We start from the raw sequence: 24,338 nt of genomic DNA, 5'->3' as shown, positions 1-24,338 counted from the left end.
ATAAAAAGCGCCGGAGGAAGTCCGACGCTAATAGTACGTACCTGTTTGATTCCCTGCATTTCATGGAAAGATAGGCGGAATGTTATTTGATTATTCTGGTTAACGGCACAGGCAATACTTGCAGACCAGAGACCCAATCTGCTCCCTCATTTTATCACCACCATTTAACCACATATCACCATCTTTTAACGAGAACAAAATATTCATACAATATTCGTGACATTTTTATATCTATGGGCAAAATGCACATTCTTTTCATACAATTTCCTTTACTTTCCATTAACAATAATGTAAAATGTATACATATATCTACTGGCGAGGAGATACATCATGACTTATTTTATTTATACTTTTACAGGAGCCATATGTCATTATTTTTTTTGTATATATTTACTTCCCGATAAGTTGACATTTATTAAACAACTTGTTGTATTTTCATACACTTTTATCATTTTTTTTCTTTTTGGCCGAATCTATGGACAGGCCAGTACATTTATCACCTTTGGGGGAAACATACTCTTGATATATTTTTTTACAGATAATCGTTACTTAAGTCTATCCTGTTATTTATTTGGCTATCTTTATGCAATTACATTTAACTATCTGTTTTTATTGTTGGTTGGTTTCATCTTTAAAATAGATATAGAGGCACTTATTACACGTAATTTGCTTCTTATAATTTTTTCTTGCATTTATTGCATGTTTTGCGGAACCTCTCTTAAATTAATTGCTTATTACATACATAAAAAGTTAAATATTGCTAAGTACTTAACTAATCGCGATTTATTAAAAACTATTTTTGTTTATCTTCTATTGCTAGTATTTTTTTGTATATTTAACTTTTCATATGGAGAACGCCTTGGCTATACTCATGATGTTATTGCATTAAATGGGATTATTTTCCTGATGCTATTTCTTATAACAGTGTTTCTTATGTATTCAGTCTATAAAATCTTAAGCGCAAAATAGGTTCTTTCCAATAGTTGTCATTTCAACAAAGTCTGGAAAGATGCATATTCTTACGAGGTGCGTTTTTCCGCAATTATACGTTTAGCATTTCTTTTAATCATCATTTTGCACTCAAAAAATCTGTTTAATTTGCCCTTTAGCAACTGCAATAAAAAGACTTCTTTTCGATAAGAATTTTCATATCTTTAATCTTACCAAAAAGAAGCCATTATTTCCAAAGGCACAAATTAGATTCCACTCCTCCATACAACGCATTTCGGTACGTAATTATTAATACTCCGAAACATTTTTTAAATTAGGGGGCTGAACAAATAATTACAGTGATTCTAATATTTAATATAATATTCAGCCTTATATGACATTGTTTTTAATTATTTAATCAGTTACTCACATTGATTAAATATAATATTTTCTACTACAACTTTTCTTTCCGGTATGGTGGCTGTCACATCAATAAAATATTCATCTGGAATAATCTTTCTTTTTCTGCGCTTTGACATGATATTCTTATGCACAAATACATCTGCTATATTATAATCCAGTATTAAAATTCTTTGATATAGTTTCTTTATCATCTGACTTTTCTCCTATCTTATCCCAAACATATTCCATGCAAATAGCTCCTATATTGACTAACTGCCCTTTGAAATTAGCTCAAAGGGCAGTAATCATTTATACCTTATTTTACTGAGTATCATAAAACTTCTGTACGAAGCCAAATTCCATGTTTAACTTGTTAATAGGAATCTTAATAAAACAGACAAAAGTTTCCCCCTTGTTACTGCAGTAATCATATCATACACATTCCAACTAATTGAACAAGAAAATCCTACAAAAAATTTTTATGTATAATATTCTTTGTCATAGCATCGCTTTTTCTATCTATAATGATTACATTATCATTATATAACTCATACCGGACTTTTTGTACTTGAGTTAATTAACAAAAATATTTTCCTAATCAATCTCTTATTTAGCATTCTCATTATGCATCTTTAACACTGCATCCGGAATTTTTCTTTCATAGATTGCGGCCGGAATACTCTTCCCTACGGAATTAAGGGATACCTTTACTAACATTTTCTGCAATTCTTCTACTGCCATCTTTTTCATCATTCGTTCTCTCTTTCTACATTTATTTTATTTTTAGGAAGTAATGTTAAGACTTCCAAAGAAACCGGGTATACAAGTAGCTCTCTAAAAGACGGATTTAAAAAGGCAATCGTCATAATTAAGGTCAAAATAGTAATTGAATATATTTTCTTCTTTAATTTATCATGCACACTAAAGTGCTCAATATTTATTGACCGCGGAGCACAGCAAAGAATGACTAAAACTGAAACAGCATAAATATACGGTAAGAAGGAAGCTCTTATACCAAAGAACATATCACCTAAAATAGATATTGCCCAAACTACTAGCATACTAAATCCACAACCAAAACCTGTTTTAGCATGAATACCGCCAGCCTGTAACCTTAAGCCGCAAAATGCAGCTAACACCACAAAGGTCTCTAAGCCTTTTCCTAAGAAAATTCCAATAAGCGAAATAACGATAAGTTTAATAACATTATCCAGCAACAATTCCATTCCATATTGAATTACTTTATTCTCTTCTTGACTTCTAGGGCTAATCTTGTTCAACCAGCCGCAAAAACCAACAGCAATTCTTGTAATACTCATTTTATCACCACCATTTGACCATATATTACCATATCCTTTGATCAGCAGTATATTTTTTCAATTTCCGTTGTATTTTTCTTCCTAAGCGTAAAATGAACCTACTTTTTATACAATTTCCTTTACTTTCTAATTACAACAATGTAAAATATATTCATACATCTACTGGCGAGGAGATATATCATGATTTATTTTATTTATACACTTACAGGAGCCTTATGTGTTTACTTTTTTTGTGTACATTTGCTTCCTAATAAGTTGACAATTCTTAAACGAGTTATTATATTTTTATATGCCTTTAGTACCATTTTTCTTTTTAATCGAATATTTGGACAGGCCAGTACATTTATTACTTTTTTAGGAATCATACTTTTAATCTACTTTTTTACTAATAATCAGTATTTAAGTCTATCCTGCTATTTATTTGGATATCTTTATACAATCACATTTAATTACCTGTTTATGTGGATAGCTGGTTTCATTTTTAAAATGGATATGGAAGCTTTACTAACTCACCATTTGTTACTCGTTACCTTTTCATGCGTTTACTGTATGTTCTGCGGAACTACAACCAAGCTTATTGGCTATTATTTTCATAAAAAATTAAATATAGCAAAATATTTAACCAACAATCATCTGCTGAAAGCTATTTTTATTGATCTTTTTCTGTTGGTGTTCTTTTATATTTTTAATTTTTCATATGGGGAACGCCTTGGTTATAATTATGGAGTCATCGCAATAAATGGAATTATTTTTCTATTATTGTTCTTAATCACGGTCTTTCTCATGTATTCCGTTTATAAAGTTACCATGGGAGAACAGGCTTATAAGCACCGCATGGCACAATTTGAAAATCTTCGTGTCTACACGAAGCGTCTAGAAAAGTCTTACGGCATTATGCGTAAATTCAAGCACGATTACATGAACATACTTATTACTATGTCAGGATTTCTGAAAGAAAATGATATGGATGGACTAAAGGAATATTATGGAGAAAGAATCCTCCCCATCAGCCGTGCTTTTACAGAATCAGATACCAAGTTAGGAAATCTCTCCAATATAAAGAATACCGCGTTAAAAAGCTTACTCTCCTCCAAATTCGTCTACATGATGGAGATAGGTATCAAAGCGGAAATAGAACTTACTGAACCAATAAATGCTTTAAACATGGATTGTCTGGATCTTTCCCGGATCTTAGGAATATTTTTAGATAATGCCATGGAAGCTGCCATGGAAACAGAAGAAAAAGAAGTACGTTTCTGTATGTTTTACAAAGGGAGGGATCTCTATCTTATTATACAAAATACCGCTCTGCCACCAACCTATGCCATATCAGAACTTCGAAGCCATGATATTTCTACAAAAGGAGAAAATAGAGGTATTGGTCTCTTTAATGTAGATGTAATTTTAAAAAGCTATGAAAATGCCATTTGGAATACCACATATGAAGAACCTTATTTCACACAGGAATTAATCCTAATACATAATGGTTCATAAGGAGTACAAAAATGATCCATATCTACTTATGTGAAGATGATACAAGACAACTAAACCGCTGGGAAGACATCATAAGTAAATATTTATTAATGAACCCAACAGAAACCAAGCTTTACTGTGCGACTTCAAAACCGGAAGAATTGCTTTCCATGCGGAGGCGTTCCGGTACTACCGGACTTTATTTTCTGGACATTGACTTACAGTCAAATAAAAATGGAATTGAACTAGCTCAGGAAATTCGCAAATATGATCCACGCGGTTATGTTGTTTTTGTAACAACACACAGTGAAATGGCCGTTCTGACCTTCCGCTATAAGGTGGAGGCAATGGATTTTATAACTAAAGATGATGCAGAGACCTTGCCGGAACAAATCTGCTCCTGTATTCGAAATGCGGAAAGAAATTACAAAGTACAGCTTGATGCTTCCAACCGGCTCTTATCCATTAAAGTTGATAAAGATTCCCTAGTCCTGGATCAAAATGACATTGTGGCAATCACAACTGGTGACGATTCTCATAAGCTTACAGTTCACACCAGAAATGGAGTCCGGCAAATTTCAGGCTCGCTGAAGGAATACCATACGACCCTGAATTCTAACTTTTGCCAATGCAACCGTTCCACCATTATAAATCTGAAGCACGTAACAAAATATTCCAGGGAAAGCGCTTTGCTTCTCATGAATAACAGGGAAACCTACTCTGTATCCATACGTATGATGGGAAAAGTACAGAAGGCTTTAAATAACATTCATCCATAATTACCAGGAGGCAGCCGAGTTATTCGGCTGCCTCCCATTATAATTTAATGCATTGATGAAACCCTGAATGTTTAAAAAATAATTGCTTTTACAAAGAACCAAAGAATTAACAGCCATATTGCCACAATGGGAATTGCATAATACCAGTACTTCACTTTTCCATTTTCCCACATTCCCTTTGCTTCCTTTTTAAATTGTTGAAAAAGCTTTTGGGGTATGAGCTTCACGGTCAGTGCTATGAGCACAGGCAACAGGATGACATCATCTAAATAACCCAGTACCGGAATGAAATCTGGAATCAAATCAACAGGAGATAGAGCATAGACGACCGTTATCCCGGCCAGTATTTTAGCTGCCAGTGGAGTATCCCTGCTTTTCAGACATAAAAATATAGCAGGTATATCTGTTATTAATTGGTTCGCTCTTTCTTTTAGACTCATGTCATCTACCTCGTTCAATCCCTGTTTTATTAATGCAGACTCATTATAGCAAATGCAGCCATAAAAATATAGCACTTAATATTCCTAAGATAATATTAAGTGCTATCAAATAAATTAACTTGGCATGAAGTCCGAGACTGGGATAAGTTATTTGGCATCCTCTTATTCCATTTTTTTCTACCGATTCCATAAAAACGGATCTTCCGTCTGAAGGAGGTAATTTTTAAGGGCTTCCCTGTATGCTAAAACCTCTGCTCTTTGGCAATCCGGCTCCAAGATTTCCGGATGAAGCTGATAAGGATCTGCTATATTATCATAAAGATATTCCATTTGCCCTTCTCCCGGAGCATAACCGTTGAAAATGACATAGGTAAATCGCTTGTCTTTGATGCCTCTCCATCCATAAGCCTTATGGCTGAGGCCTTTGTCAGAAAATGCCTTTACCATATCCGCACTTCCCGGATAGGAACAGATCAGCATATTCGTTGGCTCATTTTCATCCGTTCCGAACATCCCCCTGGAATGGCCATAGCCCTCGCAGGTTTTGGGAACAGGAATTTCTAGAAGCTCCAGAATGGTTGGCATATGGTCCGGGCTTGCAAATATACTGTTATTTTCTACTGCCTTAATTCTCCCTTTCTGGCGGATCATAAGTGGAATATGAACGGATTCCTCATACCAGATATTTTTACTCATCAGCCCGTGGGAACCAAGCATTTCTCCATGGTCCGCAGACAGGATGACAATGGTATTCTCCTCCATGTTATGATCTTTTAAATATTGGAGGACCCTTCCAAACTGCTCATCGATTCCGTAAACTGCAGCATAATATTGCCTTGTCTGAGTTTCTAGAAGCCCTCCTTTTTGCCGCATTTCTTCCGGCACGTTTTCCCGGTATTGAATTTCCAAATCCTTAAACTTCTCATAATACCGGTCAGGTACCAGCTCATATGGAAGATGGGGGGGATTATAGGATAGGAACAGGGCAAAAGGCTGATCCTCATCTTTCCTTGATTCCATATATTCAATGGCCTTATCTGTCTCAAATTCCGCAGACCATTTTCCGGGCTTTATCTGCCTTTCATCATCCTGCCAGTAATGGGGATCCAAGTGATCATCCCAGGCTCCATAGGACAGCCAGTAATCAAATCCATGCCTTCTTTCTCCAGGAGGAGTATAAGCATCCCAGTCTTTTGCCCCTGATTTCGGACTGGATGTGAAGTTAAGCTCTGATGCATCCAAATGCCATTTTCCAATATAACCCGTAAGATAGCCTTCGGTTTTCAGTATATCTCCGATACATACCTCCTGGGGCCTTAGCATGACCTTCTCTTCCAATCCTATTTTGCAATTGGTCCACATTCCAGCGCGGAAAGGATATTTCCCTGTCATAAGGGAAGCTCTGTGAGGAGAACATAAGGGGTACGTACTGTAAGCATTGGTAAATCTCATGCTCTCCTGGGCAAAGGAGTCAATGTTTGGAGTCACCACCTGATCCATGTTCATAAATCCCATGGCGTGATAACGCCACTGGTCAGCAAAAACATACAGCAGATTCGTTTTCATTCTTTTTTCTCCTTATTTTTTCAGCAGATCCTACCAGTACAGCTCCCAGTCCCCGGAAAGCCTGGTAAGCGCTTCCATGTAAAAATAATCGCCCCAGGTATTGCACTCATCTACTCCCCGGTTGGTACAGGTATTTTCTTTGGAATCCCTGGCATAGGTACCGTGGAGCAGCAATCCATTGGATTTTTGATAATTCTTGTTGGCGCAATGATCCACCAGGGCCCGCAACATCCGGTCGGCTGCATCTAAGTATACCATAGCCTTATCTTTATCCAGATATTTTGCCATTTCCAGGATACCGCATACAGCAATGGCAGAAGCAGAAGAATCTCTCGGCTCTGTACTACCCGTATCAAAGTCAAAATCCCAGTAAGGAACAAGATCTTCCGGAAGGTGTTTGATAAAATAATCAGTTATGCTGCAAAACAGATCCATGTATTCTGTATTTTTTAAATACCGATAGCTTAAAGCGACGCCGTAAATGCCCCATGCCTGGCCTCTGGCCCACGCAGAACCATTGCGGTTCCCCTGATGGGTAACACCATAAGTCGGGTCCCCTGTTTCCACATCAAAGAAATGGGTATGGTAAGTGGAATGATCCGGCCGCAGAATGCATTTCATGGCGGTTTTTATGTGGTTCTCAGCCTTTTCTTCATAAGAAGGATCCCCCGTCACTTCCGTTGCCCAGTAAAGCAGAGGAAGGTTTAACAGGCAGTCAATAATCAGACGGTATTCCTTGGGTTCGCCAGGATTTCCCCACGCCTGGAGAAATCTGCCTTTTTCTCTGTAACGTTCTGCCAAATGATCCGCTGCCAGAAGAGCCGCTTTTTTCGCATGTTCATTGCCGGTCAGCTTATAGGCCGCTACGCAGGACAAGCTGTATAAAAATCCCATGTCATGGTGGTTTACATCAATTTTATTTTCAATTCTGTTAAGGAAACTTTCCACCTGTACTTCTGCGGCTTTCCGGAATGCTTCATCACCGGTATGCTCGTATGCCAGCCAGATCACTCCTGTCCAAAATCCTGTCGTCCATTCCACATTTTCTGTTTCCTCATAAAATCCGCCGAAACTGTTGGAAGACTGGAATTTATCTGTAAATTTCGTAAGGTTTTTTTTAACAATCGCTACCGCATCATCAAGAGCCTGTTGTACCATACTCTCTTCCATTCCAGGATAGGTTTTTATTTGTTCCAATGTCTGTGCCATAATGCATCCCCTTTCCTACTATTGTCCATATTTCAGAACATATCGGCTTACCCCCAGGGTATTTCCTCCTATGTCCATATTGGGGACATCAAGGTATTCCTGCAGGTATTCCTTTCTGTTTCCGGTTAACCCTTGATTCCACTGGCTGCAACGCCCTCAACAAAGAACTTCTGGCAGCTTAAAAACACAATAATGACCGGGATCAGGGAACAAACAGAAGCAGCCATGATCCATGCGTAATCCGCTCCGAACTGGGATATAAACATCCGGATACCCAACTGGATCGTTTTTAATTCCTTAGTCTTTAAGTAGATCAATGGTCCCATGAAATCATTCCATACATTGGTGAACGTAAAGATGGTCAATGTTGCCATTGCAGGCTTACCAAGAGGAAACACGATTTTTCCAAATATTCCGTACTCATTTAATCCATCGATCCTGGCTGCTTCACATAATTCATCCGGGATACTGATATAAAACTGACGGATCAAAAACACGCCGAATGCGGAAAAGGCCTGCATCAGGATCAGTCCTAAATGAGTGTCGTTAAGGCCAAGCTTGGAAACCAGAATAAACTGGGGAACCATGTATACCTGCCATGGAACGGCTATGGTGGTAACATACATAAGGAAGATGAAATCCCTGCCTTTAAAACGCGTCTTTGTGAAACCGTAAGCAGCAAAACAGCTGGTGCACAACTGAATAATGGTCGTGATGACCGTCAGCTTGGCGGTATTGAAAAAGAAGGTCACTAGTGGCAGCTTCTTCCAGATGATCTTGTAGTTCTCCCAATGCATCGTATCCGGCCACCATTTCATTGGTATGGAAAATACATCTTTATTAAGCTTTAAAGAAGAAATTACCATCCAGTAAAAGGGCACCAGCATGAAAAGGGATAAAGCAATCAATCCCAGATACAGAAGTATCTTTAAATCCTTTGTTTTTGTTCTCATCGCTTTCCCTCCTTACATCAAATCCTTAGACCACTTCTTTTCACCTGCAAACTGGATCAGGGTGATCACAAGTACTACGGAAAACAGAACAATAGCTCCCGCGCTTGCCGGTCCGAACTGCCATGTGGTAAATGCTTTTTCATAAATATAATTGACCAGAGTTTTGGTGGCATTGCCCGGACCTCCGCCTGTCATTACATATACAAGGTCAAATACCTTAAAGCACTGGATGGTCAGCATGATCAAAACGAAGAATGTGGTTGGTGTCAGCATGGGAATGGTAATGTACCGAAGCTTCTGAAACCCGTTGGCCCCGTCAATACCTGCAGCTTCATAAAGAGAACCAGAGATTCCCTGAAGGGCTGCCAGATACACGATCATATAGTATCCCATATATTTCCATATACTTACCACGGAAATGGCCACCATAGCCCATTTCACATCAACGACCCATCTGGGGGGCTTGGAAATTCCGATGAATTTTAAAAATTCATTGATTGGTCCAAAATCCGGCTGAAACAGCATATTCCACACTGCACCAACTGCTACAATAGAAGCAATGTATGGGAAATACAGCGCAGTACGGAAAATTGCGATTCCCTTCAGTTTATGATTCAAGAGAACTGCCAGTAAAAGTGCAAACACCAAGGTCGGGAATACCGTAAGCAGTGCATATTGAATGGTGTGAACAAACGATTGAACAAATATCCTGTCACTAAAAATCTGAGCAAAATTTTGTAATCCTACGAACTCCATGGGAGCCTGAGAGCCATCCCACTTCATAACACTTAAAATAAAAGAAAAGATCACGGGAATGAATACGAAAATTGCGTACCCGATTAAATTGGGCAGAATAAAGGAATAACCGATCAGGTTACTTCGGATTGCCTTCTTCTGATGTGACGTCAGTGTCTTTTTAACTTCCTTCATACAGGATTTACCTCCTTTTCACCTGCTTTTTGCCACAAAAAGAGCGCCTTGCTGTGTTTTTAGAAAAGGCGCTCTCCGGGCAATCAATTATATTTTACCAGCCTTTGATTTCCGCAACTCGTTTGTTCAGTTCTTCAATCCCCTGATCAACGGTATACTGCTTAATCATGATCATTTCATGAACTTCATCCAGTACTTTACGAATCTCTTCGATCTGTGGATCTAAAGGACGGTCAAATGAGTAATGGGTATAAGACAGTGCTTCAATATTTGACTCTCCTTCCGGGAAAAACTGTGCGGAAGCGATGGTCTTTAAGGATTCCTCTGTCTGGATACCGGTAAATACGCCCTGTTCAGCCAGGATATTTGCTGCCTCTTTGCTGGTTGCGAACTTCACGAAATCCCAGGATAAGTCAGGTTCATCAGTGTAAGCACTGATACCAAGGGGTGTAAGAGCTCCTACCGTATAACCGGTTTCTGTATCAGCCGGATGAGGAATCCTTGCAATGCCCCAGTTAAAGGATGTTTCATCTGATGCACGGGACTGGATCATGGTTGAAATAAACCAGGTTCCCATAGGCATCATAGCGCACTGCTGATTTTTAAATACGGAAGAGTAATGGATATTTGCTGTCTTTAAAGTAGAGTAATCCTGAATATATCCATTATCCTGTAAGGAAAGAGCTGATTCATACCATGGCTTTAAGAAGGAATAATCCTTATCAACAACTGTGTGCTTGCCATCCTGTACGGCCCAGTTTGTTACAAGCGCCTGCCAGGTATGATTATGTCCTCCATATACCTTTGAGCTGCCTTCTCCAGAGGTCATCTTAGCTGCCAGTTCATTATACTCATCCCAGGTCATGTCATTGGAAGGATAAGCAACGCCTGCGGCATCAAAAAGATCCTTATTATAATACAGAACATACCAGTCGGAACGATATGGAAGTCCATAGGTAACTCCATTGTACTGAAGCTGTTCAGCCGCACCGTTGTAAACAGATGTATCAAAGCTGTCCTTCTTCATGAAATCATCCAGAGGAAGAAGCTGCTTCTTATCTGCCATCTGAAGCATGGAGCCCATGTCCTTTACCCAGATGATATCCGGATCCGGCTGTGCAGCAGATAAGCTGATTCCCAAGGAATTGTTATACTCATCGGCCGATGTGTCAATAACCTTGATCTCTACATTTGGATTCTCTTTCATATAAGCGTCAACGACTGCCTGGAACTGAGGTGATGAATCATAGTCCCATGTGGTAACGGAAAGAACCTTCTTCTCACCTGAGCCTTCTTTTTTATCGTCTGCCTTTGTTGTATCTGCAGCAGTTGTTGCTCCAGATGTATCTGCAGCACTGCTTTCTGCAGTCTTGCTGCCGCATGCTGTAAGAGATGCGCAAGCCATACCAGCTGCTAAAACAATAGCTAAAACCCGTTTTAATCTCATTGATTTGAAACCTCCCTTTTTTTAGAACTACGCGCGTATGTGTTCTTTATGATATAAAGATACCAGATTTCAGTCTGTATCGGAATAAACGATTTGCATAATTCTATTATTTTTTTTACGCTTCCCAGGTTTTTAAATACACAAACATATAATTTATTCAGATTTTTATATTTTTTTAAGATTAATTTCTATTTCATTGAATTTCTGCACAAGAAAGGATATGATATTACTGAATTTATTCTCGTGAAGGCAGCAAACCAAGAGCAAGCTTGCATAACTTTGATGACTGTTCACGGGCTCAGAAAGGATCCATGTCATGCCCCGTACATTCCAGTATAAATTTCTTCTATATAACCTCCTGATGGTGATCAGCATCGCCTGTGCCGTAAGCTTTTATAATTATCACTCTTATTATAAGGATGCAATTAAGAACGAAACGGAAAATTCGGTCAACCGCGTCCAGATTTTGTCAGACCGGATGGAAGTGGCCTATGAGGAAATGGTCAACATCGTTGTAACCTGTTCCGAAAGAAAGTCTTTGTTTTACGCTCCCTCCTTAAGCCGGTCAGATAACTGGGAATCCGCCTATATCAAGCTGTACGCCTCCAATGTACTGAAGGATTTTTGCGCAATTTCCGGATACAGCAAGTATATTTACAAAATAACGCTTTTTAATAATGGAGAAGTCCTGCAGGCAGGGAATGCCTACGGCTCCACCCGGGATGTCAGAGATATTCAAAATGCGCCCTGGTTTCATACTCTGATTTCCAGAGAGAATACCCAGTATCTCCTTTCCCTGGAGGACAACCCTTTTTCTCCCACAAATTACACCCCAAAGCTGCTTCCTCTTTTAAGGCCTTTAAAATACGGCTCCGGCAGCAGTCCAGAAGATGCCTGGATTTTTCTGGCTATTTCTCCCCGCCTGTTTTCCGATACCTTAAAAAGCATGGGGGATGGGCAGGTCCTTTATGCAGCCACTTTAGATGGAAGTATTATTTCTTCTGTAAATGGGGATTCTTTTGATGTTTCTGATCTGTTGATCACTTTGAAAGACCTTAAAAATCCTCAGGGTAATTTCCGCACCTGGCTGAATGGAAAAGAATGCATCATTGCCTATCAGAGGCAAGCTGTCAGCGGACTGATCTTCTTTCAGATTCTTCCGATTTCAGATTTAAACCTGGATCACGGGGTGATCGGCGGTACCATTGCCCTCATATTCTTTTTCTGCTTTGCCATCGGCCTGACTCTCTCCTGGTTTATATCCCGCCAGTTAAGTGCTCCCATCGGCCGCTTGAAAAAACGTCTGGAATTCATATCCAGGGGAAATTTCGATCCTGACTGTTCCATAGAGACAGACGACGAGATCGGAAGCATAGGAAAACAGATCAATCAGATGTCCAACCGGATCTCCGACCTTCTGGAAACCAGAGTAAAAAGCGAAAAAGAAAAACGGGATCTGGAAATCAAAATGCTTCAGGCACAGATCAATCCGCATTTTCTATACAATACCCTGGATTCCATAAAATGGATCGCAACCATGCAGAAAAACAGCGGAATCGTCCAGGTAGTCACTGCCCTGTCCTCTCTGTTAAAAAATATGGCAAAGGGCTTTAATGAAAAAGTGACACTCCGCCAGGAATTGGATTTTTTGCAGAATTATGTTATTATAGAGAAGATCCGATATATTGAACTCTTTGATGTAACCACTGAGGTTGACCAGGAAATTCTTTATGATGCAAAAATTGTAAAGCTGACCCTTCAGCCCTTAGTGGAAAACGCCATCTTTAACGGGATCGAGCCAAGCGGAAGAAATGGACTTATAAAGATCCATGTTTATGCGGAAAAGGGAGTCCTTTATATTACTGTAAGAGACAACGGCATCGGCATTTCTCCGGAGAACATTGAAACTCTGCTGACAGATACCTCCCGCGTCACAAAAAGCAACATGAGCGGTATCGGGCTTCCCAACGTGGACCGAAGGTTAAAGCTGGTTTACGGCGAAGAATACGGATTAAAGCTGGAAAGCAAATTAGACCAATATACATTGATTACCATTGCCCTTCCTCTGGAATTTTAAACGGGCTGACAAAGGGGTATTAAGACAATATGTACCGAATTATTATTATAGACGATGAGCCGCTAATCCTGGCCGGTATCGCTTCCCTGATCATATGGGAAAACTATGAATGTACCATTATCGGAAAGGCAACCAACGGCCCTTCCGCTTATGACATGATCATGGATCTTCAACCGGATATTGTCATAACGGATATCCGTATGCCAGTGTTAAGCGGACTGGATCTGGTAGAAAAATGCAAGGAAAGCGGCTGCAATTTTGCATTTATCGTATTAACCAACCTGGAGGAATTCCATCTGGTTAAAAAAGCTCTTTCATTGGGTGCCTCCGACTATCTGGTAAAAATTGATTTGAATGAAGAAGCTCTTGTAACTGCTTTGGAGCGGGCAAAGGAAGCCTATGAACTGCAGGTCAATAAACAGCATCGAATTGCGGACAGGCATCTTAGAAGCAACCAGGAAGACTTAGCAAAGACCATCTTTCGCCGCCTGTTTCTTTCCCATGAGGAAGTTTCTGAAATTCCGGCAGAACTGGAGGAGCAGTATCCGGCTCCCTTTGTCATCCTGTTTTCCTTAAATCCCATTCATATAGATTTTGAAGCAGGCGGCGAAAGCTATGACCTGCATTCCGTCAGCAGACAGCTTATTGACATACTGGGCGGGATCGCAGCTAGGTTTTTCTTTCATTATACGATTCTGGAATACCGGCAGGATACCTTTCTCATCACAGCATCTTTAAAAGGGGAATCCTTTTCTCAAAGCATTATAAAGGATTTCTGCCAGAAGTTCAGCGTTGCATTAAAAACCTATTTCGAGTTATCCGCCGTTTATGGGGTCAGCAGGGGGAAAGAAAAGATTGCAGAGCTTCCCCAGGCTTTCTCCGAAGCCTTAACAGCACTGGAATTCTATTACTTTGATTCTTCCACACAGGTGGTATTTTATGAAGGACAGGCCTCTCATATCAGCCAAGCCAAAAAATTCAACATCAATGTATTTAAAAAGGAGCTGGCCGCTTTTATCAGTCAAAACGACAGCGAAAAGCTGGCTTCCATCTTTGAGGACATTATCACCCTGTTCCGGGAAAACAAGCCTCATAAGGAACAGGCCACCAGTGCCTGCATTAACATATACACCTATCTGTATTCATTTTTTGAAACCGGGGATGACAGCTATCAGGATATTTTTCCTTATACCATCAACATTGCCGGACAGCTGAATCATTTCAACAGCCTGGAAGACATTCTGGAATGGCTGCGAAGTTTCTGCCAAAAGCTTTGCAGGCTCTTAAATGACCGGAAATCCACCCGTTCGGATAAGCTGGTGGACTTTGCCAGATGCTATATCAATGAACACTATATGGAAAAACTGACCCTGGCTGATGTTGCGGAAGCTTTAAACATCAGCTCCGGCCATTTAAGCAATACGTTTAAGAAGCTGACAGGCACTACCCTTTCCGATTATATTGCACAGGTGAAAATACAGCATGCCATGGAGCTTATTGATACCCACCAGTACCTGATGTATGAAATCTCAGATAAGCTTGGCTTTGATAACCCCTATTATTTCAGCAAGGTATTTAAAAAGGTTACTGGCATATCACCAAGGGAGCACGAAAACCGGATCATCTATCCAACCACAGATGAAGGGAGATAAACCCATGCCTCCAGTTAATCTTTTAATAAAACCAGCCTCCGGCATGTGCAACTTAAGATGCCGATATTGCTTTTACCATGATATTACAGAAAAAAGAAAGCAAGGCTCTTATGGCTTCATGTCAGAGGAAACATTAAAAAACGTCCTGAAAAAGGCCCTAGACCATGGAGATACCGCCTGTACCATTGCCTTTCAGGGAGGCGAGCCCACACTGGCCGGCCTTCCCTTTTTTGAACAGGCCGTAAAACTAGCAAGGGAATATAATAAGAAAAATCTGGAAATACACTTCGCCATTCAGACTAACGGCTATGGCTTAGCCCCTGAATGGGCGGAATTTTTCGCAAGAGAGCATTTTCTGGTGGGAATCTCCGTGGATGGGACCATACATACCCATGATGCTTACCGGACAGGCGGAGACGGCAGCGGCACATTTTTAAATGTCATGAAAACAGTGGACAGCTTCAACCAGTTTGATGTGGAATATAACATCCTTACTGTGGTGAACCGGAAAACTGCTGCTTCCATTAGAAAAATATACCAGTATTATAAGAAAATGGGCTTTCATTATCTTCAGTTTATTCCCTGTCTGGATCCTTTGGAAACTCCATCAGGAACTATGGAATATTCTCTGACACCGGAATCATACGGGCAATTCCTGTGGGAACTGTTTGACTTGTGGTATGAAGATCTAAGCGCAGGGAGGGAGATTTACATCCGGCAGTTTTACAATTACCTCTCCCTTTTACTGACTGGTAAAGCGGAATCCTGTGACATGAACGGCTTTTGCAGCATCCAAAACGTTATCGAAGCCGATGGAGAGGTATACCCCTGTGACTTTTTCGTTCTGGATGAATATAAGCTAGGCAATTTAAACAATACCGGTTTTGATGAAATAAATAAAAGGAGAATGGAAACCGGCTTTCTTTCTCCCCAAAAAGCACCAAACGAACAATGTCAGGCCTGTTCCTACTTTCCTGTCTGCAGGGGCGGCTGCTACCGCCACCGGGTTATGTCCCGGGAAGAGGATAACCTCAATTATTTCTGTAAATCCTATCAGATTTTTTTTGACCACTGTCTTCCAAGGCTTAAACAGGCAGCATACTGGATGAAAAAAAAGGGGTAGATTCTACCCCTTTTTTTCATCCAATTCCATAAATCTAATCCCCATAAGTTCCTTTTGATTTTACCAGCTTTGGCCGGTAGCCCGCCGCCGTAAGCGCAGCCATAATGGCATTCTTATGCTCGGTTCCAAATGCCTCCAGTGTGATGCGAAGCTCCACCGCTGCATTCCGGTTGATGCTGATAAACTGGTTGTGTTCCAGGCGGATGACATTTCCCTGTTCTTTTGCAAGGAGAGCAGATACCTTTGCAAGCTCACCTGGCTTATCCGGGAGAAGAATGGATACGGTAAAGATACGGTCTCTCTGAATCAGACCATGCTGGACGATGGAGGCCATGGTGATCACATCCATATTTCCTCCGCTTAATATGGAAACCACCTTTTTATTTTCCACATTCATATGCTTTAAAGCTGCAACTGTCAAAAGTCCGGAATTTTCAACGATCATCTTATGATTTTCTACCATATCCAGAAATGCTACAATCAGCTCAGAATCTTCAATGGTAATGATTTCATCTACATTTTCCTGAATGTAAGGGAAAAGTTTGTCTCCCGGGCATTTTACTGCTGTGCCATCGGCAATGGTGTTTACACTTGGCAATTCCACCACCTTTCCCTGACGCAGGGATTCCTGCATGCAATTCGCACCGGCCGGCTCCACACCGATAACCTTGATCTTGGGATTCAGCATTTTTGCCAAAACAGAAACCCCGGTGCACAAGCCGCCGCCGCCGATTGGCACCAAAATATAATCAACCGTAGGAAGCTCCTTCACGATCTCCATGGCAATGGTTCCCTGCCCGGCAGCTACATCCAGATCATTAAAGGGATGGACAAAGGTCAGTCCCTTTTCTGCTGCAAGCTTGTTGGCACAATCACATGCCTCATCAAATACATCTCCCTCCAGGATTACGGTTGCACCATAGCCTTTGGTACGGTTAACCTTCATCAGGGGTGTGGTGGTAGGCATGACGATTGTAGCCGGAATTCCCGCCAGCTTTGCCGCATAGGCAACACCCTGGGCATGATTTCCTGCGGAGGCGGTGATAAGGCCCTTTGCCTTTTCCTCCTGGGAAAGGGTGCTGATCTTATAGTAAGCTCCCCTCACCTTGTAAGCGCCGGTATACTGCATATTTTCAGGCTTGAAATATACCTTATTGCCGGTCTGGTTGGAATAATACTCACTGTATACCAGCTTTGTTTCCAGGATAACCTTGCTAACGACTTCCGATGCTTCTTCAAACTTTTCCAATGTCAACATACTTTACGCCTCTTCTTTCTCTTCTACGTGGAACAATGCGCTTACAAATTCTTTTGCATTGAATTTCTGCAGGTCATCAATTTTCTCTCCTACCCCAATGTATTTGACAGGAATCCCCAGTTCTGACTGGATAGCTACCGCAATTCCCCCTTTCGCGGTACCGTCTAGCTTTGTCAGGATGATGCCGGTAATATCGGCGACCTCCATAAACTGCTTTGCCTGTACCAGAGCGTTCTGTCCCGTGGTTCCATCCAGCACTACCAGGGTTTCCCGATAGGCTTCCGGATATTCCTTATCAATGATCCGGTTGATTTTCTTAAGCTCTTCCATCAGATTTTTCTTATTATGAAGGCGTCCTGCTGTATCACAGATTAAAATGTCCGCATGTCTGGATTTTGCCGCAGCTACTGCATCAAAAACAACTGCCGCAGGGTCAGAGCCCTCCTGTTGGGCAATGATGTCCACTCCTGCCCTCTTTGCCCACTCACTAAGCTGTTCAATGGCTGCCGCCCGGAAAGTATCAGCCGCTGCAACAATGACCTTTTTTCCGTCATCCTTCATCTGACCGGCCAGCTTGCCCACTGATGTGGTCTTACCCACTCCATTTACGCCGATCACCAAAAGAACAGACCGTTGTTTTTCAAATTCATAGGCATTTTCCCCCAGATCCATCTGCTCCATGATGCTGTCCATGAGAAGCTGCTTGCATTCCAGCGGATCCTTAATATTCTGTTCCTTTACCTTCTTTCTCAATTCCTCCATAATGGACATGGTGGTCTGAATACCAAGATCCCCCATGATCAGGATTTCTTCAATTTCCTCATAAAACTCATCATCAATGGCTGAAAATCCGCTGAATATGGAATCAACGCCTGCTATAATATTATCCCTTGTCTTCTGCAATCCAGCAACAAGCTTCCCAAAGAATCCCTTTTTCTCACCCATAGTCGGCCTCCTTAACTTTCTAAATCTTCTTCAATCAGGTTTACAGAAACAAGGGTCGAAACGCCCTTTTCCTGCATGGTAATACCATACAAACGGTCAGCAGAAACCATTGTACCCCGCCGGTGTGTAATGACAATAAACTGAGTGTATTTTGTCAGCTTATGCAAATATTTTGCAAAACGGTCCACGTTGGAATCGTCAAGGGCTGCCTCGATCTCATCAAGCAGACAGAAAGGAGAGGGTTTCAAGTTCTGAATGGCAAACAGCAGCGCAATGGCAGTTAATGCTTTTTCCCCTCCGGAAAGCTGCATCATATTCTGAAGCTTCTTGCCCGGGGGCTGGGATATGATCTGGATTCCTGCTTCCAGGATATCCTCATCCTCCACCAGCTCCAAAGCCCCCCGTCCTCCTCCGAAAAGCTCTTTAAACACCTTATCAAACTCCAGCCGGATTTCACGGAACTTTTCTTCAAACTGTTTTCTCATTCCAATGTCCAGCTCATCAATGATCTTTAAAAGGGTGGCTTCGGCTGACACCAGGTCATCATGCTGAGTCTTCATAAAGCCATATCGCTCTGAAACTTCTTTGTAATCTTCTATGGCGTTGACATTAACATTGCCAAGTTTCCGGATCTCCTCTTTTAAGGACTGGATCATCCGCTTGATCTCAGGCAGAGACGTCCACTCTTCGTTTCTTAATTCCTCTGCAGTGGAATAGGTGAGTTCATATTCGTTCCACATGTAATTGACATGGCTCTCCATCCACTCTTCCAGCTTTTCCTTCTGGCTTTGAAGGCGGAACAATTCTTTATCCAGAAGACTGATCCGCCCGGTAAGCTCTTCTCTCTTTTGGAACAATGCTTTCTGCTCCCTGGAGCTGGCTTCCTTTTGGGAAGACTTTTCGCTTATAATCCCCTCCAGTTCTTCCGAACGTTTCATTTCCTCCTGGATCCTGCTCTTTAAGGCTTCAATTTCCTTTTGTTTTTCCTCAATGATGGAGTTGGAACCATTGGTTCCGTTTGAAAGACCGGTAAGTTCTTCTTCCAGACGATGGATTTCTTCTTTAATTCGCCGGATATTCTCCAGTTCAAAATCATCCTTTTGCTTTAAGCCTGAGGCCTTTAGCTGGATGGATGATAAGTTCCTTGAATACTGCTCCCTGTCCGTCCTTGCCTTTTCAAGCTGGCCGTTTAAACGTTCCAGCACTCCAACCGTATCCTGATTCTGATTTTCCAGCATATCTACGGCGGAAAGAAGCTCCTGCTGACTGGCGCTGACTTCCCGTATCTGTCCTTCAAGCTGGCTGTTTTCCCGTTCTAAGTCTCCGTAGGATTCCTTGATCTCCTCTTTTTTATCTTCGATCCTGCGTATGTTTATTTTAACCGTATTTTGCTTTAAATAAAGCTGTTGTTTTTCTGTCCGTAACTTTTCCAGTTCTTCCCTGCTTTCCGCAAGGAGACCTTCGTTTATCAACAGTTCCTTTTCCAGCCGTTCTACATCAGAAAGAGCCTTGGTACAGATCCCTTCCAATTCTTCCATCTCCCGCTTTCGTCCAAGAAGGTTGCTGGTATTTTTAAATGCACCGCCTGTCATGGAACCGCCTACGCTTAAAAGTTCGCCTTCCAGGGTTACAATCCTGAAAGAATACTGAAATTTCTTTGCAAGGGCGATGGCATGGTCAATGGTATCCACTACCACCACGCGGCCCAGCAAATAGTTTAAAAGGCCTTCATACTCCTCGTCCGCCTTCACAAGGGTATTGGCAAGTCCCAGAACCCCCGGCTCTGCCAGTGCCCTGTCCTGGCGGAAGGAATCCCGGTTGGCAATGCTGGTTAATGGAAGAAAGGTGGCTCTACCATACCGGTTTTTCTTTAAGTATTCGATCAACTGCTTTGCGGTAGTCTCAGAATCCGTAACAATGTTCTGGATGCTTCCTCCAAGAGCCGTCTCAATGGCAACCTCGTATTTTTTCGGTACGGAGATCAGATCTGCAACCACTCCGTGAATACCGTGGATCCGGTCTCTTACCTCCATCACCCGGCGGATGCTTCCACCGTAGCCCTCATACCGTTCGGCAATGTTTCTTAAGGATTCCAGCTTTGTATAGCTTGTGTGGTATTCCTGCTGCTTATCATTTAGATTTTTATTGAGCCGCTTGACCTCACCTTCCAGCTCCTCTGCCTTGCCCTCACTGAAGGCCTGTGCTTTCTGACCCTCGGCGATCCCTGCATCAATCTCATCAGCTTCTTTTTGAAGTGCTGCCAGCTGTTCATCCTGCTCCGACTCATCGCTTTTGAATTTCAATAGCTTCTGGCAGACCTCGGAACGGCGTACATTCACCTGCTCCAGCATGGTTTCATACCGCTGCTGTTTTGCGGACAGGGAAGCCTTTTCATTGAGGATTTCAATGATACTGCCTTTTCCTTCCTCAATCTGCTGCTCCAGGGAGCGGATCAGCTCATCCTCGGAACCAAGCATCTCTTCTGCCTCTTTAAGCTCCTTAACTGCGGAATTTACCTGACCGGCGATCTGGGAACGTTCTTCTTCATAGGAAGCCTCCTGAGCCATTTTCATCTGGATTTCCCCATGAATGGACCTCATACGTGCGGCAATGTGTTCTGCATTCATCTGTTCCGTATTGATCTGTTCCTTCAATACATTAATCCGGCCTTCCAGGCTGCCCATTTCCACGCTGGATTTGTTTTTCTCATTTCTGGCTCCACTGACCGCCTCATCAAGCTCTGCTAAATATGTATCCAGAACGTCATACTCTTTTCGGATCCCTTCCGATGCCTGCCTGGCATCTTCCAGATCATGAGAAACAATGGTTTCCTTTTCCAGGTTCTCCTTCATCTGGATCTGGATCCCCTGAGTTTCCAACAGGAACTGATTCACGTCGTATCTTTTTAACTCTTCCTTCAAACGGAGATACTCCTTTGCCGCCTCAGACTGACGTGCAAGTGGTCCCACCTGCTTTTCAAGTTCCGTTAGGATGTCATTGACACGGATGAGATTCTGCTTTTCTGCTTCAAGCTTTTTCTGGGCAATGAGCTTTCGCCGTTTAAATTTCACAATTCCGGCAGCCTCATCAAACAGTTCCCTCCGTTCCTCCGGTTTTCCGCTTAAAATCTTATCAATCTGTCCCTGTCCGATGATGGAATAGCCTTCTTTTCCGATACCCGTATCATAGAACAATTCGTAGATGTCCTTTAATCGGCAGGCGCTGCCGTTGATCATGTACTCACTTTCACCGGAACGGTAAACTCTCCTTGAAACCGTTACCTGGTCATAATCAATGGCCAGATGGTGATCGGAATTATCAAGCGTAATGGCAACATAAGCAAAGCCCTGAGGTTTTCTCAGCTCTGTACCGGAGAAAATCACATCCTGCATGTTTGAACTTCGAAGCTGCTTTACCTTCTGCTCTCCAAGCACCCAGCGTACGGCATCCGCAACATTACTCTTGCCGCTGCCGTTAGGGCCAACGATGCCGGTGATCCCGTTATGAAATTCAAAGACGATCTTATTGGCAAAAGATTTAAAACCCTGGATTTCAATACTTTTTAAATACATATCCCACGCTGACAGACCTAACAGGCCTGCCCTTTCTTTTCCTATTTATTGTCCATGTTTTATGGACATAAAGGTATACCCGGAGGGTGTTTCCTATTTATTGTCCATGTTTTATGGACATAAAGGTATACCCGGAGGGTGTTTCCTATTCTAAGGGTGTTTCCATGCTTTTAAGGCTGAGGATTCCATGATAGGCAGCTACCTGCTCCGCTGCCTTTTTCGTCCGTCCGGTCCCCTGCCCGATAACCTCCTGTCCGATCAGAACCTGAGCCTCGAACACTTTGTTGTGATCCGGCCCTTCTTCCCGCAAAAGCTCATAGCTTAACGGCTCGTCTGTTTTTCTCTGTACGATCTCCTGCAAGATAGTCTTGCTATCATAAAAGAGCTGCTTATGTTCCAGATCATTCATGATGAAACGAAGGATAAACTCTTTTGCATTAGCAAAACCACCGTCCAGATAAATGGCCCCAATCAGCGCTTCCATAGCATCCGATACAATCGACGCACGTCCCCTGCCTCCTGTGGCCTCTTCCCCCTTACCCAAAAGCAGATATTCCCCAAGTCTTATACTCTCCGCACAATAGGCAAGAGTCGGCTCACAGACGATGCTGGCGCGTATCTTTGTTAAATCCCCCTCCGGCTTTTCCGGATATTTATGATACAGGCAGTCACTGGAAACCACTTCCAGAACAGAGTCGCCTAAAAACTCCAGGCGCTCGTTGCATTCCAGCTTGTTTAACCGGTGCTCATTGGCATAGGAGCTGTGGGTCATAGCCTGTGTCATAAGATGCCTGTCCGAAAAACGGTAGCCGATCCGTTCCTCCAGTTCTTTTAAATTTCTGCTCATCATACACCTCTTTCTCATTATGAAAGAAGGTGCTGCGGACAGACTGAAAAGTCCCCGGCAGCACCCACATCTATTAATTTAAAGCATTCTTGATCTGTTCTACTGCGTCGCTGACACTTACGATGTTTTCTGCCACTTCTGTCGGAATCTCGATATCAAATTCCTCCTCAATGCCCATAATGATCTGGAACACATCAAGGGAGTCAGCGCCAAGGTCATCCACAAATGTGGAGTTCATGGTCACCTCATCCGGCTCAATATTTAATACCTCTGCAATTATGTTCTGTAACTTCTCAAATTCCATTTTTTTTCCTTCCTCTCTCCTATTCTTGATTTCCTTATTCTTGCCCATTCTTATTGGGCATAGTAGTATGCCCGAAGGGCGTTCCTTCATTTTTTCTAAGACTTTCTCTTATCTTATCATTAATTCCCTGTTCTTTGAAGGTTACGCATTGAAGTATGGAGTTCTTTACTTCTATTGCTTTGGAATTCCCATGAGTCTTTACTACCAGGCCATTCAGCCCCAGAAGCGGTGCTCCGCCGTACTGGGATGCATCAAATGATTTTAGGGTTTCCTTTAAAGCAGGCTTTACAAGCAGAGCTCCGATTTTGCTCCTGAAACTTCCCATCATACCGCTTTTCACCTTGCCTATTAAGGTCGCACCCACTCCTTCGTAAAGCTTCAGAATTACATTGCCCACAAATGCCTCACAAACAATGACATCTGCACCGCCATGCGGAATCTCTCTGGCTTCAATGCTTCCGGTAAAATGGATATCCTTACACTCCTTTAACAGTGGAAAGGTCTCCTTTACAAGCGCATTTCCCTTTTCCTCTTCTGCGCCTATGTTGACGATGGCCACCCTTGGATTCTTGATCCCCACTACATGCTCCATGTATAGGGATCCCATTCTGGCGAACTGTACCAGATGGGAAGGCCTTGCATCTACATTAGCTCCGCAGTCAATCAGCAGGGAAACGCCTTTTTCAGTAGGAATAAGCGGAGCCAGCGGTGGTCGCTCCACCCCTTTTATCCGTCCGACAATCACCTGTCCGCCAACCAGTATAGCGCCTGAACTGCCGGCCGATACAAATGCATCCGCCTCCTTTTGTTTTACCAGATTCATTCCCACAACGATGGAAGAATCTTTCTTCTTTCGTATGGCGTTAACCGGAGGTTCTTCCGTCTCGATTACCTCTGACGCATTCACAACCTGTATCTGCTCCTTTTGATACGTATGCTTTTTCAGCTCTTCTGATACTATATGTTCCTGCCCTACTAAGAGAACCTGAATTTCTTTATTCGCGTTTACCGCCTCTACGGCCCCGGCAACCATCTGGGCCGGTGCATAGTCGCCGCCCATGGCGTCCACAGCTACTCTTATCATCGTGATTCTCCTTTCGAATACTGCCTAA

The 24,338-nt window shown here is 42.2% G+C and carries 20 protein-coding genes; 5 read left to right on the top strand and 15 right to left on the bottom strand.

The window, feature by feature from the left end:
- Nucleotides 1–1,352: 1,352 nt before the first annotated feature.
- The 3 genes from CLOSA_RS09795 to CLOSA_RS09785 all read right to left on the bottom strand — a co-directional run bounded on the left by CLOSA_RS09795 (nucleotide 1,353) and on the right by CLOSA_RS09785 (nucleotide 2,651).
- Nucleotides 1,353–1,544: a hypothetical protein gene (locus tag CLOSA_RS09795; protein WP_013272604.1), complete on the bottom strand. Its 192-nt coding sequence runs from the start codon at nucleotides 1,542–1,544 to the stop codon at nucleotides 1,353–1,355.
- A gap of 394 nt (nucleotides 1,545–1,938) precedes the next feature.
- Entirely contained in the window at nucleotides 1,939–2,085 is a 147-nt protein-coding gene (locus CLOSA_RS09790; protein WP_013272603.1) for a hypothetical protein, read from the bottom strand.
- Nucleotides 2,082–2,651 (bottom strand): accessory gene regulator B family protein, encoded by a 570-nt coding sequence (locus CLOSA_RS09785; protein ID WP_013272602.1) that lies wholly within the window; start codon nucleotides 2,649–2,651, stop codon nucleotides 2,082–2,084. The genes CLOSA_RS09790 and CLOSA_RS09785 overlap by 4 nt, the downstream gene beginning before the upstream one ends.
- Nucleotides 2,652–2,831: 180 nt before the next feature.
- Here CLOSA_RS09785 and CLOSA_RS09780 point away from each other — a divergent pair, with 180 nt between their 5' ends.
- Nucleotides 2,832–4,145 carry a sensor histidine kinase gene (locus tag CLOSA_RS09780; RefSeq protein WP_013272601.1) on the top strand — a complete coding sequence of 438 codons (1,314 nt, stop codon included), beginning with the start codon at nucleotides 2,832–2,834 and terminating at the stop codon, nucleotides 4,143–4,145.
- Between the two features lie 11 nt (nucleotides 4,146–4,156).
- Nucleotides 4,157–4,903 (top strand): LytR/AlgR family response regulator transcription factor, encoded by a 747-nt coding sequence (locus tag CLOSA_RS09775; protein WP_013272600.1) that lies wholly within the window; start codon nucleotides 4,157–4,159, stop codon nucleotides 4,901–4,903.
- Nucleotides 4,904–4,974: 71 nt separating this feature from the next.
- Here CLOSA_RS09775 and CLOSA_RS09770 read toward each other — a convergent pair whose 3' ends face one another.
- From CLOSA_RS09770 to CLOSA_RS09745, 6 genes are all read right to left on the bottom strand, one after another.
- Entirely contained in the window at nucleotides 4,975–5,343 is a 369-nt protein-coding gene (locus tag CLOSA_RS09770) for a YkvA family protein (RefSeq protein WP_041709083.1), read from the bottom strand.
- Nucleotides 5,344–5,520: 177 nt separating this feature from the next.
- A complete protein-coding gene (locus CLOSA_RS09765; protein ID WP_013272598.1) occupies nucleotides 5,521–6,909 on the bottom strand; it encodes a sulfatase family protein in 1,389 nt (462 codons plus the stop codon).
- A 30-nt stretch (nucleotides 6,910–6,939) separates the two neighbouring features.
- Nucleotides 6,940–8,118 carry a glycoside hydrolase family 88 protein gene (locus tag CLOSA_RS09760; RefSeq protein WP_013272597.1) on the bottom strand — a complete coding sequence of 393 codons (1,179 nt, stop codon included), beginning with the start codon at nucleotides 8,116–8,118 and terminating at the stop codon, nucleotides 6,940–6,942.
- 125 nt (nucleotides 8,119–8,243) lie between these two features.
- Complete coding sequence (locus tag CLOSA_RS09755; RefSeq protein WP_013272596.1) at nucleotides 8,244–9,071, bottom strand: carbohydrate ABC transporter permease; 828 nt, start codon at nucleotides 9,069–9,071, stop codon at nucleotides 8,244–8,246.
- Between the two features lie 12 nt (nucleotides 9,072–9,083).
- A complete protein-coding gene (locus CLOSA_RS09750) occupies nucleotides 9,084–10,001 on the bottom strand; it encodes a carbohydrate ABC transporter permease (RefSeq protein ID WP_013272595.1) in 918 nt (305 codons plus the stop codon).
- Between the two features lie 94 nt (nucleotides 10,002–10,095).
- Nucleotides 10,096–11,448 (bottom strand): ABC transporter substrate-binding protein, encoded by a 1,353-nt coding sequence (locus CLOSA_RS09745; RefSeq protein WP_013272594.1) that lies wholly within the window; start codon nucleotides 11,446–11,448, stop codon nucleotides 10,096–10,098.
- Nucleotides 11,449–11,764: 316 nt separating this feature from the next.
- Here CLOSA_RS09745 and CLOSA_RS09740 point away from each other — a divergent pair, with 316 nt between their 5' ends.
- The 3 genes from CLOSA_RS09740 to CLOSA_RS09730 are packed head-to-tail and all read left to right on the top strand — an operon-like array spanning nucleotide 11,765 to nucleotide 16,300.
- A complete protein-coding gene (locus CLOSA_RS09740; RefSeq protein ID WP_013272593.1) occupies nucleotides 11,765–13,525 on the top strand; it encodes a sensor histidine kinase in 1,761 nt (586 codons plus the stop codon).
- Between the two features lie 29 nt (nucleotides 13,526–13,554).
- Nucleotides 13,555–15,177 (top strand): response regulator transcription factor, encoded by a 1,623-nt coding sequence (locus CLOSA_RS09735; protein ID WP_013272592.1) that lies wholly within the window; start codon nucleotides 13,555–13,557, stop codon nucleotides 15,175–15,177.
- A 4-nt stretch (nucleotides 15,178–15,181) separates the two neighbouring features.
- The gene (locus CLOSA_RS09730) at nucleotides 15,182–16,300 is read left to right on the top strand and encodes an anaerobic sulfatase maturase (RefSeq protein WP_013272591.1); all 1,119 of its coding nucleotides are present in this window, start codon (nucleotides 15,182–15,184) and stop codon (nucleotides 16,298–16,300) included.
- A gap of 34 nt (nucleotides 16,301–16,334) precedes the next feature.
- Here CLOSA_RS09730 and ilvA read toward each other — a convergent pair whose 3' ends face one another.
- From ilvA to plsX, 6 genes are all read right to left on the bottom strand, one after another.
- A complete protein-coding gene (gene ilvA / locus CLOSA_RS09725) occupies nucleotides 16,335–17,558 on the bottom strand; it encodes a threonine ammonia-lyase (RefSeq protein WP_013272590.1) in 1,224 nt (407 codons plus the stop codon).
- A 3-nt stretch (nucleotides 17,559–17,561) separates the two neighbouring features.
- Nucleotides 17,562–18,503, bottom strand: coding sequence for a signal recognition particle-docking protein FtsY (gene ftsY, locus CLOSA_RS09720; RefSeq protein WP_013272589.1), 942 nt, complete (start codon nucleotides 18,501–18,503; stop codon nucleotides 17,562–17,564).
- An 11-nt stretch (nucleotides 18,504–18,514) separates the two neighbouring features.
- Nucleotides 18,515–22,075, bottom strand: coding sequence for a chromosome segregation protein SMC (gene smc / locus CLOSA_RS09715; protein ID WP_013272588.1), 3,561 nt, complete (start codon nucleotides 22,073–22,075; stop codon nucleotides 18,515–18,517).
- 145 nt (nucleotides 22,076–22,220) lie between these two features.
- Complete coding sequence (gene rnc, locus CLOSA_RS09710) at nucleotides 22,221–22,922, bottom strand: ribonuclease III (protein WP_013272587.1); 702 nt, start codon at nucleotides 22,920–22,922, stop codon at nucleotides 22,221–22,223.
- A gap of 73 nt (nucleotides 22,923–22,995) precedes the next feature.
- Nucleotides 22,996–23,226, bottom strand: a complete 231-nt coding sequence (acpP, locus tag CLOSA_RS09705) for an acyl carrier protein (protein WP_013272586.1) — start codon at nucleotides 23,224–23,226, stop codon at nucleotides 22,996–22,998.
- A gap of 34 nt (nucleotides 23,227–23,260) precedes the next feature.
- Nucleotides 23,261–24,310 (bottom strand): phosphate acyltransferase PlsX, encoded by a 1,050-nt coding sequence (gene plsX / locus CLOSA_RS09700; protein ID WP_013272585.1) that lies wholly within the window; start codon nucleotides 24,308–24,310, stop codon nucleotides 23,261–23,263.
- Between the last annotated feature and the right edge of the window lie 28 nt (nucleotides 24,311–24,338).

The organism is [Clostridium] saccharolyticum WM1, assembly GCF_000144625.1.
Taxonomy (GTDB): Bacteria; Bacillota; Clostridia; order Lachnospirales; family Lachnospiraceae; genus Lacrimispora; species Lacrimispora saccharolytica.
This window is presented reverse-complemented; position numbering and strand designations above follow the sequence as displayed.

Excerpts from the sequence above, each read along its gene's own strand:
- CLOSA_RS09755 (WP_013272596.1), bottom strand. The coding sequence starts at position 9,071 with ATGAGAACAAAAACAAAGGATTTAAAGATACTTCTGTATCTGGGATTG.
- CLOSA_RS09730 (WP_013272591.1), top strand. The coding sequence starts at position 15,182 with ATGCCTCCAGTTAATCTTTTAATAAAACCAGCCTCCGGCATGTGCAAC.
- CLOSA_RS09780 (WP_013272601.1), top strand. The coding sequence starts at position 2,832 with ATGATTTATTTTATTTATACACTTACAGGAGCCTTATGTGTTTACTTT.
- CLOSA_RS09765 (WP_013272598.1), bottom strand. The coding sequence starts at position 6,909 with ATGAAAACGAATCTGCTGTATGTTTTTGCTGACCAGTGGCGTTATCAC.
- acpP (WP_013272586.1), bottom strand. The coding sequence starts at position 23,226 with ATGGAATTTGAGAAGTTACAGAACATAATTGCAGAGGTATTAAATATT.
- plsX (WP_013272585.1), bottom strand. The coding sequence starts at position 24,310 with ATGATAAGAGTAGCTGTGGACGCCATGGGCGGCGACTATGCACCGGCC.
- CLOSA_RS09775 (WP_013272600.1), top strand. The coding sequence starts at position 4,157 with ATGATCCATATCTACTTATGTGAAGATGATACAAGACAACTAAACCGC.
- ftsY (WP_013272589.1), bottom strand. The coding sequence starts at position 18,503 with ATGGGTGAGAAAAAGGGATTCTTTGGGAAGCTTGTTGCTGGATTGCAG.
- CLOSA_RS09785 (WP_013272602.1), bottom strand. The coding sequence starts at position 2,651 with ATGAGTATTACAAGAATTGCTGTTGGTTTTTGCGGCTGGTTGAACAAG.
- smc (WP_013272588.1), bottom strand. The coding sequence starts at position 22,075 with ATGTATTTAAAAAGTATTGAAATCCAGGGTTTTAAATCTTTTGCCAAT.
- CLOSA_RS09760 (WP_013272597.1), bottom strand. The coding sequence starts at position 8,118 with ATGGCACAGACATTGGAACAAATAAAAACCTATCCTGGAATGGAAGAG.
- CLOSA_RS09745 (WP_013272594.1), bottom strand. The coding sequence starts at position 11,448 with ATGAGATTAAAACGGGTTTTAGCTATTGTTTTAGCAGCTGGTATGGCT.
- CLOSA_RS09740 (WP_013272593.1), top strand. The coding sequence starts at position 11,765 with ATGCCCCGTACATTCCAGTATAAATTTCTTCTATATAACCTCCTGATG.
- CLOSA_RS09735 (WP_013272592.1), top strand. The coding sequence starts at position 13,555 with ATGTACCGAATTATTATTATAGACGATGAGCCGCTAATCCTGGCCGGT.
- rnc (WP_013272587.1), bottom strand. The coding sequence starts at position 22,922 with ATGAGCAGAAATTTAAAAGAACTGGAGGAACGGATCGGCTACCGTTTT.
- CLOSA_RS09795 (WP_013272604.1), bottom strand. The coding sequence starts at position 1,544 with ATGATAAAGAAACTATATCAAAGAATTTTAATACTGGATTATAATATA.
- CLOSA_RS09790 (WP_013272603.1), bottom strand. The coding sequence starts at position 2,085 with ATGATGAAAAAGATGGCAGTAGAAGAATTGCAGAAAATGTTAGTAAAG.
- CLOSA_RS09770 (WP_041709083.1), bottom strand. The coding sequence starts at position 5,343 with ATGAGTCTAAAAGAAAGAGCGAACCAATTAATAACAGATATACCTGCT.
- CLOSA_RS09750 (WP_013272595.1), bottom strand. The coding sequence starts at position 10,001 with ATGAAGGAAGTTAAAAAGACACTGACGTCACATCAGAAGAAGGCAATC.
- ilvA (WP_013272590.1), bottom strand. The coding sequence starts at position 17,558 with ATGTTGACATTGGAAAAGTTTGAAGAAGCATCGGAAGTCGTTAGCAAG.